Source organism: Pedobacter sp. SYP-B3415 (genome assembly GCF_004138205.1).
In the GTDB taxonomy this organism is placed as follows: Bacteria; Bacteroidota; Bacteroidia; order Sphingobacteriales; family Sphingobacteriaceae; genus Pedobacter.
On the sequence record NZ_RXNQ01000001.1, the window covers coordinates 102,383 to 118,894 of the forward strand.

Annotated in this window: 18 protein-coding genes; 3 read left to right on the plus strand and 15 right to left on the minus strand. The window is 47.1% G+C overall.

Going from position 1 to position 16,512, the window contains the following annotated elements; all coding sequences use genetic code 11:
• Positions 1–150 precede the first annotated feature (150 nt).
• Positions 151–846: a hypothetical protein gene (locus EJV45_RS00440; RefSeq protein ID WP_129713649.1), complete on the plus strand. Its 696-nt coding sequence runs from the start codon at positions 151–153 to the stop codon at positions 844–846.
• Here EJV45_RS00440 and priA read toward each other — a convergent pair.
• A complete protein-coding gene (priA, locus tag EJV45_RS00445) occupies positions 843–3,320 on the minus strand; it encodes a primosomal protein N' (RefSeq protein ID WP_129713650.1) in 2,478 nt (825 codons plus the stop codon). The genes EJV45_RS00440 and priA overlap by 4 nt on opposite strands.
• Positions 3,320–3,706 carry a DUF423 domain-containing protein gene (locus tag EJV45_RS00450; RefSeq protein ID WP_129713651.1) on the minus strand — a complete coding sequence of 129 codons (387 nt, stop codon included), beginning with the start codon at positions 3,704–3,706 and terminating at the stop codon, positions 3,320–3,322. Before EJV45_RS00450 ends, priA begins: the two co-directional genes overlap by 1 nt.
• 161 nt (positions 3,707–3,867) lie before the next feature.
• Between EJV45_RS00450 and EJV45_RS00455 the strand changes: the two genes are divergently transcribed.
• Positions 3,868–5,430, plus strand: coding sequence for a hypothetical protein (locus EJV45_RS00455; protein ID WP_129713652.1), 1,563 nt, complete (start codon positions 3,868–3,870; stop codon positions 5,428–5,430).
• On the opposite strand, the gene tsaB is transcribed toward EJV45_RS00455, so the two are convergent.
• The 10 genes from tsaB to EJV45_RS00505 form a co-directional block, all read right to left on the minus strand.
• Positions 5,427–6,122 carry a tRNA (adenosine(37)-N6)-threonylcarbamoyltransferase complex dimerization subunit type 1 TsaB gene (tsaB, locus tag EJV45_RS00460; protein ID WP_129713653.1) on the minus strand — a complete coding sequence of 232 codons (696 nt, stop codon included), beginning with the start codon at positions 6,120–6,122 and terminating at the stop codon, positions 5,427–5,429. The two genes, EJV45_RS00455 and tsaB, sit on opposite strands and share 4 nt — an antisense overlap.
• Before the next feature lie 18 nt (positions 6,123–6,140).
• Positions 6,141–6,371, minus strand: a complete 231-nt coding sequence (gene yidD, locus EJV45_RS00465) for a membrane protein insertion efficiency factor YidD (RefSeq protein WP_129713654.1) — start codon at positions 6,369–6,371, stop codon at positions 6,141–6,143.
• Entirely contained in the window at positions 6,355–6,750 is a 396-nt protein-coding gene (locus EJV45_RS00470) for a ribonuclease P protein component (protein ID WP_129713655.1), read from the minus strand. The genes yidD and EJV45_RS00470 overlap by 17 nt, the downstream gene beginning before the upstream one ends.
• 61 nt (positions 6,751–6,811) lie before the next feature.
• Positions 6,812–6,970 (minus strand): 50S ribosomal protein L34, encoded by a 159-nt coding sequence (gene rpmH / locus EJV45_RS00475; protein ID WP_055133745.1) that lies wholly within the window; start codon positions 6,968–6,970, stop codon positions 6,812–6,814.
• 104 nt (positions 6,971–7,074) lie between these two features.
• A complete protein-coding gene (locus tag EJV45_RS00480; protein ID WP_165304948.1) occupies positions 7,075–7,584 on the minus strand; it encodes a DUF1772 domain-containing protein in 510 nt (169 codons plus the stop codon).
• Positions 7,585–7,674: 90 nt separating this feature from the next.
• A complete protein-coding gene (locus EJV45_RS00485; RefSeq protein ID WP_129713657.1) occupies positions 7,675–8,478 on the minus strand; it encodes a helix-turn-helix domain-containing protein in 804 nt (267 codons plus the stop codon).
• A gap of 43 nt (positions 8,479–8,521) precedes the next feature.
• The gene (locus EJV45_RS00490) at positions 8,522–9,256 is read right to left on the minus strand and encodes a LytTR family DNA-binding domain-containing protein (protein WP_129713658.1); all 735 of its coding nucleotides are present in this window, start codon (positions 9,254–9,256) and stop codon (positions 8,522–8,524) included.
• Positions 9,234–10,295 carry a sensor histidine kinase gene (locus tag EJV45_RS00495; protein ID WP_240755148.1) on the minus strand — a complete coding sequence of 354 codons (1,062 nt, stop codon included), beginning with the start codon at positions 10,293–10,295 and terminating at the stop codon, positions 9,234–9,236. Before EJV45_RS00495 ends, EJV45_RS00490 begins: the two co-directional genes overlap by 23 nt.
• A gap of 10 nt (positions 10,296–10,305) precedes the next feature.
• Positions 10,306–10,656: a DUF4288 domain-containing protein gene (locus EJV45_RS00500; RefSeq protein WP_129713659.1), complete on the minus strand. Its 351-nt coding sequence runs from the start codon at positions 10,654–10,656 to the stop codon at positions 10,306–10,308.
• 13 nt (positions 10,657–10,669) lie between these two features.
• Entirely contained in the window at positions 10,670–11,449 is a 780-nt protein-coding gene (locus EJV45_RS00505; protein WP_129713660.1) for a LiaI-LiaF-like domain-containing protein, read from the minus strand.
• Positions 11,450–11,576: 127 nt separating this feature from the next.
• On the opposite strand from EJV45_RS00505, the gene EJV45_RS00510 reads away from it, so the two are divergent.
• Positions 11,577–12,449: a ChaN family lipoprotein gene (locus EJV45_RS00510; RefSeq protein WP_129713661.1), complete on the plus strand. Its 873-nt coding sequence runs from the start codon at positions 11,577–11,579 to the stop codon at positions 12,447–12,449.
• A 103-nt stretch (positions 12,450–12,552) separates the two neighbouring features.
• On the opposite strand, the gene EJV45_RS00515 is transcribed toward EJV45_RS00510, so the two are convergent.
• The 3 genes from EJV45_RS00515 to cobA all read right to left on the minus strand — a co-directional run bounded on the left by EJV45_RS00515 (position 12,553) and on the right by cobA (position 16,214).
• Positions 12,553–13,821 carry a glucose-1-phosphate adenylyltransferase gene (locus EJV45_RS00515; RefSeq protein WP_129713662.1) on the minus strand — a complete coding sequence of 423 codons (1,269 nt, stop codon included), beginning with the start codon at positions 13,819–13,821 and terminating at the stop codon, positions 12,553–12,555.
• A gap of 6 nt (positions 13,822–13,827) precedes the next feature.
• Positions 13,828–15,237 carry a glycogen synthase gene (locus EJV45_RS00520; RefSeq protein ID WP_129713663.1) on the minus strand — a complete coding sequence of 470 codons (1,410 nt, stop codon included), beginning with the start codon at positions 15,235–15,237 and terminating at the stop codon, positions 13,828–13,830.
• A 170-nt stretch (positions 15,238–15,407) separates the two neighbouring features.
• Entirely contained in the window at positions 15,408–16,214 is an 807-nt protein-coding gene (gene cobA / locus EJV45_RS00525) for a uroporphyrinogen-III C-methyltransferase (RefSeq protein ID WP_129713664.1), read from the minus strand.
• Positions 16,215–16,512: the final 298 nt, after the last annotated feature.

The window sequence follows — 16,512 nt, forward strand, 5'->3', positions numbered from 1 at the left end:
AAAAATATCGTTTTCATCCGACTAACCGCCCTTCAAGTTATCCACGATGGCCTAAGGGAAAGAGATCCAGCGAGAAATAAAACACCTGTAATGTTTCCAGCCGGGAACTACCGGATATTTTCCTATTTTTGAGCTCCCATTGCTCACTATATGAAAAACTATTTATTAACGCTTGTTGCTCTCCTGTTCTTTGGCGCGTCTTATGCGCAAACCGGTGGAGATTTTAATTATTCCGTCGGACTCCGTGGCTTTAGTCTGATGCAAATGCCAAAAATTCTGAATGAGACCGGCGGCGATAAATTCAGTAAGTTGTATGTACATGGAGGTCTGTTCAAGTTTAATGATAACCAGATCAGTTACCGTCTGAGCGGCACCTATTACCGGGGCGATAAAAGTTTTAACAACAATTGCGCTAACTGCCAGTTCGCTGAAGGAAAAGTTGAGGACTATGGCTTCAAAGTTGGTTTCGAGAAAAATTTTAATTACTCGCGTATCCAGCCTTATTTCGGCTTCGATCTCGGTTTTCGCTCAAATCGTTTTTCAGGCACGATCATGAACAGCAACCCGCAGGCACAGAATCTGAGCGTCGCCATTCCAACTTCCACATTGCAGACTGCTAAAGACGGGTTGGTCCTGGCGCCACTCGTCGGACTGAAGATCAATATCATAGACCAGATCAGCGTTTTTGCCGAGAGTAATCTTGATGTCTTTTATTCTTATGAAAGACAGGACATGGTTGTGCAGGATGCCGCGAATTCCCAATCGGTGAACCGGTACAGGAAGTGGGAATACCTGGTTAACCCGGTATCAGTCGGAATTTTCTTCCATCTCTCCTCAAAGAATTAATAGGGATCTACGTCGATCTGGGTCAGAATGCCTTTATGGTCTTTATCGGCATGAAAATGCAGCAGTGTGTTCCTCAGCGCCTCTTTCACTTTCGTAATGGAGGTACTCCGGTCAGCCTTGATCATGATCTGCATAATAAAATAACTGCGAATCCTTGCAATGAGCGGCTGTTCGGGACCGAGCACCCGTGGCCCCATTTGTCGCCGCAACCTGTTTGCCAGCTCGGCGGCGCCACGGTTTAGCGCATGCGGATCCTTATGCTTCACATAGATCTGGATCAGCCGCGTAAAGGGCGGATAACCGAACTGCTCGCGTTCAACCAGCTCGTCTGCGTACATCGCTTCGTAATCGTTTTCTGTTACCTGCTTCAGTGTACGGTGGTCGGGGTTATAAGTCTGAATAGACACAAGCCCCTGTTTATCCCGCCTGCCCGACCGGCCTGCAACCTGGGCTAGCAGCTGGTAACTGCGTTCTAAAGCCCTGAATTCGGGGTAATTCAGAAGCGTATCTGCATTGATTACGCCGATGAGCCCAACGCCGTCAAAATCCAGTCCCTTAGCCACCATTTGGGTACCGATCAGGATGTCCGTCTTCCGGTCCTGAAAATCTGCTATGATCTGCTGCAGGCTGTTTCTTGACCGGGTACTGTCAAGATCCAGCCGGGCAAGGCGCAGGTCGGGGAAAAGTGTCTGCAGCTCCTCCTCGATCCGTTCGGTACCAAAACCCTTTTGTTCAATATGCACCGATCCGCATGCAGGGCAGATATTCAGCAAATTCTGATGATACCCGCAGTAGTGGCAATGCAATTTACCACTGCTTTTGTGATAAGTAAGACTAACATCGCAATGGATGCATTTTGGTGTATATCCACATGTTGCACAGATGGAAATTGTGGCGTATCCCCGTCGGTTCTGAAAAAGAATTACCTGTTCTTTGCGGCCAATGGCTTCTTCAATATCCTGAAGCAGCGTACCGGTAAAATAGGCCGTCATTTTCTTTCGCTTCTGCTCTTCGGGTATGCTGATGATTTTCTGATCGGGAAGCGGCACGCCGCCGAAACGCTCCTGCAACCGCACGAAACCGTACTTGCCTTCGCGGGCGTTGTAATAACTTTCCAGTGAGGGCGTCGCTGAACCAACAACTACTTTTGCGCCGTGCAGATGCGCCAGGTAAATGGCTGCATCGCGCGCCTGGTAGCGTGGCGCCGGATCGTATTGTTTATAAGACGACTCGTGTTCTTCGTCAATGACCACCAGCTCCAGATCTTTGAATGGCAGAAAAACCGAAGAACGTGCCCCGAGTATAATCCTGTATGTTCCTGATGAAACCTTATTCCAGATCTCCACACGTTCGTTGTCATTGAATTTTGAGTGATAGACACCGATCTTTTCACCAAAGTAATTCTTGAGACGTTCAACAAGCTGGGTGGTCAGGGCTATTTCAGGCAGCAGAAACAGCACCTGCCCGCCCTGTTCCAGGGCTTTTTCCATCAGTCTGACGTATACCTGCGTTTTCCCGGAGGCAGTAACTCCATGCAGCAGGACAACATCTTTAGAAGTAAACTTTTCGCTGATCTGCTCAAAGGCCTGGCTCTGCGCATCACTTAGCGTGAAATTCAGCAGGAAATCGTTTCCTTCATCATTCAGCCGGTCTACGAAACGCTTCTGAATATGAAAAACCTGTTTCTCGCTAAGCGCTTTGATCGCCGCAGGGCCGCAGTTACTGTCTTCAAGCAACTGTTGTTTGGCTACCGGCGCTCCGCCCCGCGAAAGTTTGATATAAGACAGCAACGCGTCAAGCTGCTTGGGTGCCTTTTCAAGGAGTTCGAAGAGCTGGCGCAAGTTTTCCTGCTCTTTATAAAAGTCGTCCAGTTCAATGAATGAGCGGGTGAGCGGCTTGTATTTTTCGCTAACCTCTTCAGCAATGTCAATCAGCTGTTTCTGCAACAGCGCATTCACTGTCGGATACACGGTTTTCTGGCCAAGCAATTTCATCACATCGCTGATGGTCATGCGCTGCTGCTTTTCCAGCACCTCCATCACCAGCTCTTCCTTATTTGTCAGAACCGGCCGGTCGTCCTGTCCGCCGCGCAGGCTGAGCACCGTTTCGCTTGCAAGTTTCAGTCCCGCGGGCAGTGCCGCCGCCATTACATCGCCTTCATTACACAGATAGTAACGAACCATCCATTCCCAAAATGCAAACTGCTTTTCATTTACGATTGGAAGGGGGTCGACAACATCAATGATATACTTTGCCTCGTAGTGCTCGGGCGGCTTTGAAGAAACTGACCGGATCAGTGCCGTATACATTTTGTATTTACCAAACTGTACAACAACGCGCTTTCCGGGCACAATTTCCTCATTCAAAAAAGCCGGAACACGATACGTATAATTCCTGGCCAGTGAAAGTGGCAGAACCACCTCAACAAAAAGCGTATTGCTCTCTGAAAAACCGGCTAAGAGATCTGCTGACATTATTTGTCTTTAAGCGCGGCAAAAAACAACATGATCCAGCCAAAAATGAACAATAATCCACCGATAGGCGTTACCGGCCCGAGTGCGGCAGCAAATCCGAGTCCTGTAACACTGCGCGTAGCCAGCAGATACAATGACCCTGAAAAGAAAACGATACCAAACGTAAAACAAAAATAGGCGATGTTTACAAGCTTATTCCGGTACCGCGCAAAGGTCGAGAGATAAAGCAAGGCAAACACATGATAAAACTGATACTCAACACCTTTCTTCCATACATCGATCGAGGCAGCGTCTACCAGATTTTTCAGGCCGTGCGCACCGAAAGCTCCGAGTATGACCGCTACGGCTCCAAGAAAGGCAGCAGTTAAGATTATCCGTTTGTTCATAGATGTTGTTCGCTTTTAGGCTTGCTAAATTAAGAAACTTGGCCCCAAATAACCGCTTATTGGCATCATTAAATTAAATTTGTTGCACGAAATAAACCGTTCCGGATCCAGCCTGTCAAGTTCTCGTGACGGATAGTCCAGCTCCGGAAAACACATATAAAATGAAAAAATTTATTCTGCTGATCGTGCTCTTTGCCGGGATTACCGCCGCCATGGCTTATCTGTATTTTTCCAGGCTGAACCGCGAGAGCGATGAAAATAACCTGCCATTAATCGCCATATCAGAAAGTTCGGGTATCGTATTCCGGTTTCAGAGCGATCGTAGTTTTTATGAGATCATGGGCGGGCAGACCTTATTCAATGAACTGCTTGGTGAGCGGAAAAGCCATGAACTCGCGCTTATCCAAGAACACATCCTTTCTGATCCGGCTTTGAACGCGCTTATCGCAGGAGAAAAGATATACGCTGGCGTTGTGCCGGGAACCGAAAAAAGTCTCGATCTCCTTTTTACAAGTCGTCTGGCCGCTGCCGATCAGGAAACCGTTGCCGGCGCCATCAGGAAATTCAAGGCCAGACAATCTGGCGGTACGTATGAACTTCGCCTGGGCGACTCTGCCGTTTTTTACCTGGCTGTTAAAGAAAGAATGCTTGCATTTTCTTCGAATCGCGAAGCGGTGCGTAAGGCGGCAGCGGCAGCACCAACTGCAGGCGACTTTGCCACGTATATAAGCGAAACGGCAAGATTTAACAGGAACACCCTCGCCAATCTGTTTATCGACTACCGAAGAGTTCCAGCCCTGCTTGAGCAAATGGTTGCCGGAAAATTGAACGGGGAACTTGCAGTTTTCGGCAGACAACAATCGTTTGCTGCCCTCAATTACAATTTCAGCAAGGAGCGCCTGGTCTTTTATGGCAGTACAAGCGTCCGGGATTCTGCTGAATTCCTGAAGCTGTTCGCCGCAGCAACGCCAAAAAAGATGACCATCAGCAACCTTCTGCCTGAAGGCACGGCAAATTATACCTTATATGTTGTGCCGGATTATAAATCGTGGAGGTCTGCCTTTGAGGGCCTGCTTTCACAACAAAAAGAAATTGATGCCGCGCGAAGCGCCCGGAACCGGGTTAAAGAGCAATACCGCATTGATCCTGAGCGGACATTCCCGGCCTTTTTTAAAGAACAGATGATCAGTTTCCAGTTATCAACCGGCGAAAAACTGGCAGCGATTGACTTAAAGAACGGGGAAAAACTTGGCCAGCTGCTTATCGAAATGTCTGCTGATTATGCACCGGATGTCAAAGTCTTTAAAGATGCAGGCTTGTTATACAGTTACTTTGGCAAACCTTTCGAACGTTTCGAACGCCCGTTTTACACGATCATCGATAACTATTTTGTCTGCGCCAATACGGCCAGTACCGTGCAGTCATTTTTGAATAGTTACAGGAACAACCGCCTGCTTTTACAGACCGAAAACTACACGCGCCTGTTTGATCAGCTGCCGAACACCGCCAGCGTTGTCTTTTATGTTAACCAGAATAATTCAACAGATGTCTTCAGACAGAACTTTTACCTGCCTTTCTACCGGCAGCTTCGCAGTGAAGACGGGTTAAAGAATTACACAGCATTTTGTTACCTGTTGAGCGGTGACAAAGGAAAATTTCAGACAAATATTGTACTGGATAAAAAGCCTGCGGCGGAAGCAGACAGCCTGCAAACTACCAACTAAAAAAGCTTCTTTTTTGATGGCGTTACAACAAAATCCTTAAGGTAAAAAGGTTCGAAATAAGCAACGTCTTCGAAACTTTTGCTTTGCCATGCAGCAAATGCCGGTTTACTCATATGCCGTGCCGAGTTAAAGTTCCGCGTATCAAACCGGGCGTTTGGCTGTGTCAGAACGGCCCTGCACTTCTCTGCTCCATCGCCCAGAAAAATTACCGGCTGCTCAGCCAGCACGGCTGCAAAACTTTCCTCATCAATAACTTCGGCACTTGTTTCTGATAAACGTCTTCCTGAAGCATCAAACAAACCGGTGTAAACTTCCATACGGCGGGCGTCAATCATCGGGCAAATCAAAAAACCCTGCGCCCCGGCGTCCTGTTCTGCATACCCGGCAGCCATCATCTCAAGCGTTTCTACAGCGATCAAAGGCTTATCGAGCGCATAACAAAGCCCCTTTGCGGTAGAAACACCGATGCGAAGTCCGGTATAGGATCCCGGTCCTTTGCTCACAGCCACGGCGTCCAGTTCACTGAAGGTAACTCCCGCAGCTTTCATAGCCTCGTCGATCAGGGGTGTAAGCCGCGATGCATGCAGGTTCTGTCCCTCCTCTTCAAGGACATAGCGGGTTTCCCCATCGGTTGATATAGCGACCGAACATACTTTCGTTGCAGTTTCAATCTGGAGCAGGTTTACAGACATCAGGCAAATATAAGAAAATCAGGGAACCGGATCATGACCATGCCCGCCCCAGGGGTGGCAGCGGCCAATCCTTTTTAATGTAAGCCAGCCGCCCTTAAAAGGACCATGTTTGCGTATCGCTTCGATACCATATTGCGAGCAGGTAGGCGTATACCGGCAATTTGCACCAAGCATGGGAGAAATAAGGTACTGGTACAGTTTGATCAGCAACAGAAAAAACCAGCCGAAAATCTTATTGATCAGTGCCATGGTCTTTAATTTTAGAGACAAGCTTCTGAAGGGTAAGATTCAGTTTTTTGTGAATAAATTCAAGCGGATACTTTTCCTTGCCCACAAACTGCAGCGAAAGCAGCAGATGTTTTTCCTCATTGACCAGGTCATACAGCTCAGAGCTCTTCAGGTGGCGGTACGCTTCACGAATGCGGCGTTTTAAAAGGTTCCTGTCTACGGCATGTTTGTAGCGACGTTTGGGTACATTAACTACAACGCGCGCCGGAAAGCTATGCTTGTCAGGAAGTTCCAGGTACGTAACCCGGAACGGATACAATAAAAAAGAAGAACCGTTCTTAAACAACAGGTCCAGATGTTTCCTGCTGCATAACCGTTCTTCTTTCCTGAATGTATACATTTTTGATTGCTTTTTTGCAGATGTTCTGATCTGCTCCCGTAACTACGGGGCAACCAAAAAATTATGCTTTATGACGACGCTCGTCAGAAACTGACAATCTTTTTCTTCCTTTTGCACGACGTGAAGCCAATACCCTTCTGCCGTTTGCTGTTGCCATTCTTTCGCGGAAGCCGTGTTTATTTCTTCTCTTTCTTTGCGAAGGTTGGAATGTTCTTTTCATGACCGTATAATATCTTGTTCTTTTTTAAATAAGAGGTGCAAATATATGCTTTTAATTTCTAAATATCAAAGGCATGCTTAATATTTTATGTTCGCTTATTCCTTCTACAGATGCTTTGCAGACAGCTGCAGGCCAAGCGACAGCAGCATGCACGCAAAGGCCAGGGCACTGCAGTAACTTCTGATATCATTCATCCGGTTCCATGAACTTTCAAAACCAAGTCTGAATGCAGCAAGATCGGGTCGTTTAGCTCCCCTCAGGTTAAAGGCATCAAGCTTTTCATTTAAGGGCACATTGCCTGCTATTGTCAGACCATGCACCCCGGTCAGCAGGATCACGGTTCCTGATGCAAACAGCAGCAAAGAAAGGTTGACCGGCTGGCGGAGTTGCAGACAGGTACTTAATACAGCCGCCAGGGGTGCGCTAAGAAAGACGATCAGAAACAGGGGGTTTAATATGGCTTTGTTCATCGACTGCATGGCCGCCAGATACATATTGTCGGGCAGATTCTTAATTCCCGGAACGACTGAGCATGACCAGGAAAAGAACAGGCCGGCCATTAATCCCGTACATAAGACTGCATAGAGGCAGACTATAATGGAGAATGAAAACATAAGGCTGGGTTTTTGGTTCATGTACAACAGTTGTCTGAGGCGAAGATAAGCCTGTGGTGCAACGTAAAATAGAACAAAACCGCCGGCCGTTTAAAAAATGATCTCGGGAAGATGATTGGCAGAGGTTTTTAAACTTCTTATAAAATCCTTTGGCAGTACGCCTGAGAACTCCTTGAAAGAACGGATAAAATGCGACTGGTCGGCGTACTCATGACTATATGCAATATCAGATAACCGCTCATATTTTTCATCGCGAAGTTGCTTTAATGCTGCCTGGAAACGTGAGATCCTTGCAAACAGCTTCGGGGAAATGCCGACATACTGCTTAAAGCGGCGTTCAGACATCCCAAGCTCATTCTGCAGCGTTTTGACAGCTACCTGTCCTTTCTGGCTCATGATCAGCTGGACTGCCCGGTCAATCTGCAGATCGTGTTTCAGCAGACTTCTTTCTGCCTTAAGCTGAAGAAAGGCCCCTAACCAGTTGAATTGGTCGTCTCCCCGTGATACCGATTCCAGTCCTTTCAAACCACGATGTTGTTCCCGGTATTCGGGAAGATTGAGATCCACACAATTGTCTGTCAGTTCAGACGAATCGATGCCAAAGAGCGATCTGATTGCATGTGGAAACAGGTAAGCGCCAACGGTACAAAAAGAACCGCGCACTGCGATCTCGGCAAAACCGGTAGCCTGGCCGTACAAAAAAAGAGGGGGCAGTTGTTTCCCCGCCCTGAAAAAAGAACCATGTTCCCCGTGCTGAAAAATAATACCCGGGCAGCCATCCGCAATGGTCCGGAATGTTGGCGGAACCGGCGCGTGACCGGAGTCTTCCAGGCGCCAGAAATATCTCACATACTTCTTCAGTGGCTCAGGCGGCGCAAAATAACCGTATTTCATTGGGATGAGTATTCGAGTTTGATAATTGCCCGGCAATCCGGACCTACATCCCCAGCGCAGACTTCAGTTTTGCGTAACCTGTTTTGCTAACGGGCAGCCAGATATCCGTTTTCAACAAAACGATGTAACTATCTTTTTCCTTCAATTCGATCTTTGTAACCTGCGCAAGATTGATGATGTAAGAACGGTGTATTCTGATAAACTGCGAAGCGTCCAGGATCTGTTCAAAGAAACTCATCGTTTTGTTCTTGTGGAACACGCCTTCGGTTGTGCTCAGCTTTACATAATCATCATCGGCTTCAAGATAATGAATGTCTGCTACCGGAATGATTTTGATGGCACCGTCTTTCTTAACCACTACCCTGCTGTTTTGCATCGGGCTCCGGGCAGCAGCCTCCAGCAGTTCTTCCGTTTCCTGGTTTTGATTCAGCTTCGCAGGAATTTTTTTCATCGCAAGCTCAAAACGTTCCTGCTCAATGGGTTTCAGCAAATAATCTACCGCATTTACTTCGAAAGCTTTTATAGCATACTCATCAAAAGCGGTTGTGAAAATAACCGCGGGTTTATTGTCTACCAGCTCCAGCATCTCAAAACCGCTGATCTTAGGCATCTGAACGTCAAGGAAGATCAGATCCGGCTGATGCCGGGCAATGGCTTTCAGGCCTTCAAAGCCATCTGCGCACTCGGCCACTACCTCCACTTCAGGGTGGCTGGACAGGTAATATTTGACAATGTCTCTGGCCAGCGGCTCGTCATCAATGAGTATTGTCCGGATCATTTTTCTGCGGAATTTTGAGAGTTGTAATATATAAATTATCGTCGACAACACGGGTCTGTAACAGACTGCTGTCTGCAAACAGCAGGTATAACCGCCGTCTTACCGATCCGAGGCCGAAGCCTGTACCACCTGTGGCTTTCATCTGCGGATCGAAGGGATTACTTACCGAAAGCTCAAGCATGCCCTGTACAGACCGGGCTTCAACCCGGATTGTAATTGCTGTAGATGTGTTATAAAGCCCGAATTTGATGGCATTTTCCACAATTGGCTGCAGGAGAGTTCCCGGCAGCGCAAGGCTCAGCGCTTCATCAGCCACGTTTACTTCTACCTTCAACCTGTGACTAAACCGAACCTTTTCAATATCCAGATATAACTGGATATACTCGATCTCTTCGCCAAGCCCAACCCAGATCTCATCATCACGCTTTAGCGTTCCGCGGAGAAAAGCCGCGAGCTTGGTGATCATCACGCCCGCTTCTTTCGGATTCACCATCGTTAGCGCGAAAACAGAATTCAGGCTGTTAAAAAGAAAGTGCGGCTGCAGCTGATGCCTCAGCTTATTTAATTCCGCTTCCTTCGCCAGATTTTGTGCCTGAAGCAAGCGCTCCTGAGCAGCCGACTGTTCATCCAGCCGGTACCACAGCACATTAGCCAGGGCACACCAGGAGATGGTGAGAAACATCAGTGCAGCGCGTACATACATGGTCAGACCAAAAAATGCAGCGTATGCCCGGTCATCGGCAAATAACCCGCATAAGATTAATTTGCTCAGATAAACGACAATAAAAGTCAGCACTGCGGTGGCCGCAAGCGTGAACAGAATACGCTCGTTTTTTGGCTGATAATACCCGAGCAAATTGCTCACGCTTATACAGGCCGCGGTTAAAAGCAGGTTGCTGACCACGCTGTCTGCGATCGCGATCTCCAGTACAAAATCAAGCTGGTAATAAAGGAATGCAAAACATGCACCCATCCAAACCAGCATAAATCCTGCTGAGGCGTACTGAACCTGTCTGATTGATAAAGGCCGGACCGTCAAAACTGTACTGTTAGAAATTGAGGGACAATGTGTTTTCTGAAAGATAGCTCTTTTTTAGCCTGATCTCTTCCAGAAAACCTTTAACATTTTCAGGCTCGATGATTTTCGAGTTGATCTCCACGCCATCTTCTGGATTATCTACTTCGTTCACCTCTACGATGTCGACAAAATTCCAGGATACCAGGTCGCCAAACCGGTTGCGGAAAGACTTATTCAGCTGTCCGGCCAGGCTCCGTGCCTTTTCGAATGCATTTACTTTACTGGCAGAAAGCACCAGCCGTGTTTGTTCGTCAAATTGCGGTGAATGCTTGCCTTCGCCGCTTATAATTCTGAAAATGTATTTTACAGCAAACCACTTCATGATATAATAGAGTTTAAAAGTTTTTGATTTCTACGCCTCCGCACAAGGCAAGTCCTTTAATAATCAGGATCTTCGAAGCCCCTTCGCCAAATGGTGCCATACCGCGTTTATCGTCCAGGCCGCCAAGAATGGCCGATATTTCAGACTTCACCTGCCAGCCGGCAGGCACAACCAGTTTAACGCCTCCGCAGATTGCAACAATTTCAATCACAACGACGCCGTTTATATCTGCCTGGCTCAGGTTAACATCACAGCCGCCAAATACGGCTACGATTTCCCCGCCCCTGAAATTTTTACTGAAGACATTCTGGTGGCTTCCGCCAAAAATGTTAACGGAGTCGATCGTATCAAGCGGATGTTTGCTGTAATCGGCTGCAGTCAGCACCGGCTCAGCAATAACAGGCTCAACAGGCTCCTGTTCGGGCACGGCTACCGGATCAGCATCAAAAGCAGAAACCGGGACCGTTTTTTTTGGCTTGAATATCACATAGAGCCCCAAAACGATAAAGATGACGGCTATCGAATACTTTGAAAGATTGATGTCAACATCAATGATCTTATCAACTGTAAAGAAAGCGCCGATCAAGGTCGGAACCAGCCATCCCCCAAAACGGAATTTATGTTTGTAGCCGATTGCCAAACCAATCAGCAGCAGGAAAGTAGACCAGCTGAATATCCAGCCGGGTATATGAAGGCCCAGATTTCTTCCCAGGAAAAAAAGGCCAAGTCCAAGCAGCACGATCCCCCCGAAGGCACGGCTTGAATGATTTTTATCTTTATTTCGGTTTCTCATTTTTCTGAATGTTTATCAAAAGTACCTGCAGCATACGCATGCTGCCAGAGCATAACTATGTGAGCACGAAAACTTCCGGTAAACGGCGGTTTTCAGCCGGTGAAAATTAATTTATTATTTTTGGATAATGAGATTTATCCTATTCACTTTTCTTTTTGCCTGTACCATCAGTACATATGCTCAGCCTGATGTATCAACCTATAAAATCTATGATACCCGAAGCAAAAGCGTTGTGAGCCTGGAAGATGTTGTAAAATCTGCGCGATCTGCCGATGTACTTTTTTTTGGTGAAGAACATAATGATTCTGTCGGGCACGCCCTCGAACATAACCTGCTTATATTGATGCATCGTGAATGGCCTCAGAAGATCGCTCTGTCTATGGAAATGTTCCATACCGATATTCAGCCTGTTATGGACGAGTATTTAATCGGACTGATCTCTGAAAAGAACTTTTCAAAGGATGCAAGAATATGGAGTAATTATAAGGACTACCGTCCGATGATTGAATTTGCAAAAGCAAACAAGGTTCCGGTTATCGCAGCGAATACGCCAACCCGGTACACAAATGCAGTTACGATGAACGGGCTAAACATTTTGAAAGCATTTCCACAGGCTTCCCGCAGCTTTCTGCCGCCACTGCCGGTCGACACGGTGACCGGTGCCTATCTGCAGAAGTTTAATGCACAGCTTGGCGGCCATAGCATGGGTAGCATGAAGATCTACCAGACACAGAACTTGTGGGACAGCTCTATGGGCTGGTCTGTAGCATCCTTTCTGAAGAAAAATAAAGGTTACAAGATCTTGCATCTCAATGGCCGTTTTCATAGCGATGAGAAACTTGGCGCCTATGCGCGGCTGGCGGCTTATGCCCCGCAACTGAAACTGCTAAGTATCTCTTGTTTCGCAGCAGATGATTTCCGACAGCCCGATTGGGCAGCTTATACAGGCCTGGCTGATTTTGTTATTCTGACAAATCCGTCAGTTAAAAAGACGTTCTAGATCCAGCATAAGTGCACGAAGGCTCATTGAAAACATCTGGCGAAGCCCCATAAAAAAAAGTGCCGGCATTCAGACCGGCACTTTTTTTCTTGCTAAAGATTGCTTAGATCACTGTCCCGCTTGGAATCAGTGCTCCTTTTTTTATCACCACAATGCCGTCTTTGACTGCATAGAGACCAAAATCCCCATCTTCAAGGTGTGCACCGCCGCTGATGCTCACATCGTTACCGATCCGGCAGTTTTTATCTACAATTGCATTTTGTATATAACAGCGGTCGCCAATGCCGATCAGTGGTTTCTCGGCGTCGACATCTACCTGGATCTCTTCCAGTGTCTGGTAGCGGTCGCTGCCCATGATATATGCGTTCACAATTGTTGTTTCACTGCCGATTCTCGATCTGATGCCGAGTACGGCGTGTTCAACTTTACTCGCGTGAATAATACAGCCTTCAGCAATCACGGTTTTGATAAGCGTTGTACCTGAAATCTTTGAAGGCGGCAGCATCCGGCCACGGGTGAAGATGGTATGGGTACTGTCGAACAGGTTAAATTTCGGAATTTCATCTGTCAGGCCGAGGTTGGCTTCAAAGAACGATGAAATATTACCGATATCGGTCCAGTAACCTTCATACTGAAAACTCAGAACCCGGTTCGACTGAATGGCTCTTGGCAGGATTTCTTTACCAAAATCTTTTTCTTCGGGGTTTTCATCCAGTATCTTGATCAGGAAGTCGCGGTTAAACACATAAATACCCATTGAGGCCAGGAAGTTCCTGCCCTCCGACTGCATGACCTCGCCAGTATCAGACACCCAGTCTTCAAGACCCGTTTTTGGCTTCTCGATAAATGAAGTGATCATCTGCGACTCATCTGCCTTCAAAATTCCGAAGTCTGTAGCATCTTTTGCGGTAACCGGAATCGTAGCTATGGTAATCTCTGCCGAAGCAGCAATGTGCGCATCAATCATGGTCTGGAAGTCCATCTGATACAGCTGGTCGCCCGAGAGGATCAGGATATAATCAAATTCATGATTAACAATGTGGTGCATGCATTGCCTTACCGCATCTGCAGTTCCCTGAAACCAGGCCGCATTTTCTACCGTCTGTTCAGCAGCAAGAATATCAACAAATGCAGTACTGAAATGGCTGAAGTGGTAGGTATTTTTTATGTGTTTGTTCAGCGAGGCTGAATTAAACTGGGTAAGGACAAACATCCTGTGGATGCCGGAATTCAGGCAGTTGGAGATCGGGATGTCCACCAGGCGGTATTTACCTGCTATGGGCACGGCCGGCTTCGAGCGCGTTTGGGTAAGCGGGGATAGACGGGATCCCTGGCCACCGCCAAGAATTACACCCAGAACTTTATCTGTCATTGTCTTTTATGTTATATCGTATAAATCTATATAGTCTTGTGCAGCCCTGTCCCACGAATGATCAAGCTGCATCATGTATTTGCGCACCTGTTTAAAGAGCTTCTGGTTTGCATAAAGCTCCCGTGCACGCTGTATGGCCCGTTCCACATCCCAGGCACTTGTCTGATCGTGGCAAATGCCAAACCCGCCGTCGCCGATGTCGATAACCGTGTCTTTCAACCCGCCTATCCTCCGCACCACCGGTACGGTCCCGTATCGCAGAGCATACATCTGGTTTAGTCCGCAGGGCTCCACCCGCGATGGCATAAGCAGGAAATCAGCACCCGCATACATTTGATGCGATAGCTGTTCGTTGTAGCCGATATAGGTGTTGTAAATGCCCGGAAACAATTCTTTCAGTTGTGAAAGCCGGTGTTCCGTATCGCTGTCGCCCGATCCAAGCACCAGCACACTGATTTTCCGTTCACTCTGCTGAATGGCATTGTAAAAGATCTCGGGCAACAGGTCAGCGCCTTTTTCTTCAACCAGCCTGCCAATAAAAACGAATAGCGGGTAATCAGGATTTAACTCAAAAACACGGCAAAGCGTCTCTTTGTTTACACGTTTTCCTGATTCTACCGTTCTTGAAAGAAACTTCTTTGGCAACATGGGGTCGGTTTGCGGGTTCCAGACCTCATTATCAATACCATTGAGTATGCCGTAAGACTTCCCACGCTCGGCCCGTAAGAGGCTTTCTAGGCCGCGGGCGCCGTTGCCCAGCTCATCGAGGTAACTGGGCGATACCGTAGTGACCCGCCATGCACACTTAATGCCAGCTGCCAGCGGATTGATATCGCCGTCCCAGTCAAGCTCTCCGGCTTTCCAGGGATCAAAAGGTGGCAAATAATGTAATTTATTGTACCCAAATTGTCCCTGGTATTGTGCATTATGAATGGTGAGGATGGTCGGGATCTGCGACAATTGCCGGTATTTGAAACAGTGAGCGGCCATAAACGGCAGCAAGCCTGTATGATGGTCATGGCAGTGTATCACATCCGGCCTGTGCTCCCATTGCACGATCCAGTCAAGCACCGCAATTTGAAATGCGATGAAACGTTCCGTATCGTCGGCATAGCCATATACGCCCTCGCGGTCGAACAATCCGTTTATATGTACAAGGAAAAGGTCAAAACCCAATTTGTTTGAACGCTCCCGCAAAATCCGGAAAGGATAATCGTTGCGCCCGAGCCGCAGCCAGGAATCATACACCACATCAAATTCGTTTTCTCTTATAAAGCGGCTCTGATACGCGGGCATAACAACCTTGGCAAAATGCCCAAGCCTGCCCTGATATTTTGGCAGGGCACCGACCACATCGGCAAGGCCGCCAACCTTGGCCACAGGGTAGCACTCGGCGCTTACATGTATGATTTCCATTTAATCTCAGGTATAGATAATGCTGTCAAGTTACTAATACTTTTATGCTTTCCAAACAACACAACGGGCGTTCGGTTTAGAAACCAGCCATAAAAAAACCAGGTAGCTGTGTACCTGGTTCTAACAACAAAACAAATATTAAATCAATATCAGAAACGCCTGCTATGACGCTAATAAGCACCCTCCTGCGCAATCAGCTCGTAAAAATCCCGAATAGGCTGAAACTGTGGATGTAAGGAAACAACCGCTCCGAACACAAGCAGTGCCGGGGCTCCGATCCGCTTCTCTTCGATCAGTTCTGCTATCGTATCAACAACACCTACCACGATACGCTCATGCGGGGTTGAACCGTTTTCTATTACAGCAACCGGAAGCCTGTTTTTTCCATTGCGACGGAAAACCTCTGCAATTTCCGCTACCCTGGTAATACCATTGAGGACAACAACGGTCGCATCACTGGCGGCTGCCTTAAGCAGATCTGCAGAAAGTTTTCCGTTTTCAGAGCTTCCGCTTACCGCCCAGAAACTTTCGCTTAGCCCTTTGTGCAGCATCGGTATTTTCTGCAAGCTCGGTGCACCGGTCGCACTTGAAATACCGGGAATGATCTCTGACGGAATACTATACGATTCGGCAAAATCAATCTCCTCATACCCTCTTGCAAAAAAGAAAGGATCGCCGCTTTTCAAGCGTACTACATGACCATAATTCATAGCATAGTCTACGATCAGTTTGTTAACAGCATCCTGCGAAAACGTCTCGTCATCGCTTGGCTTACCTATAAAAACCTTCACGGCTGCTTGAGGAGCATAATTCAACAAAGCTTCATTTACAAGTGCATCGTACAAAACGACATCGGCGCTGGCCAATGCTTTCATACCTTTAATTGTAAGAAGTTCCGGATCACCCGGGCCTGCTCCTATTAACGTAATGCGCGGTTCAATTTGGCCTTTTCTCACCGTATCTGCTACCAGTTTCATATTTTTCCTCTTTTTTTTTGTAAGCGGTATACCACAAATATATAAAGTCTATAGAAATGATAGAAATTATTTTTGACTTTTTTTATTGTCTTAAAACTGCGGCCTGTCTGGTTAATTGAGCAGGCATGTATAGAAATCAGATCATTACCTTTTTGAAATGCCGGTATGCGCATTGAAAGTTTTCAACAAATTCTAATAAAAAAACGGCGCTGATTGGCCGGAATGCAAATACCGTTTAGAAAACTGGTCACTACCTCGCTGATAATAAAGGCAATAACGGCAAACATATTGTCGTTAA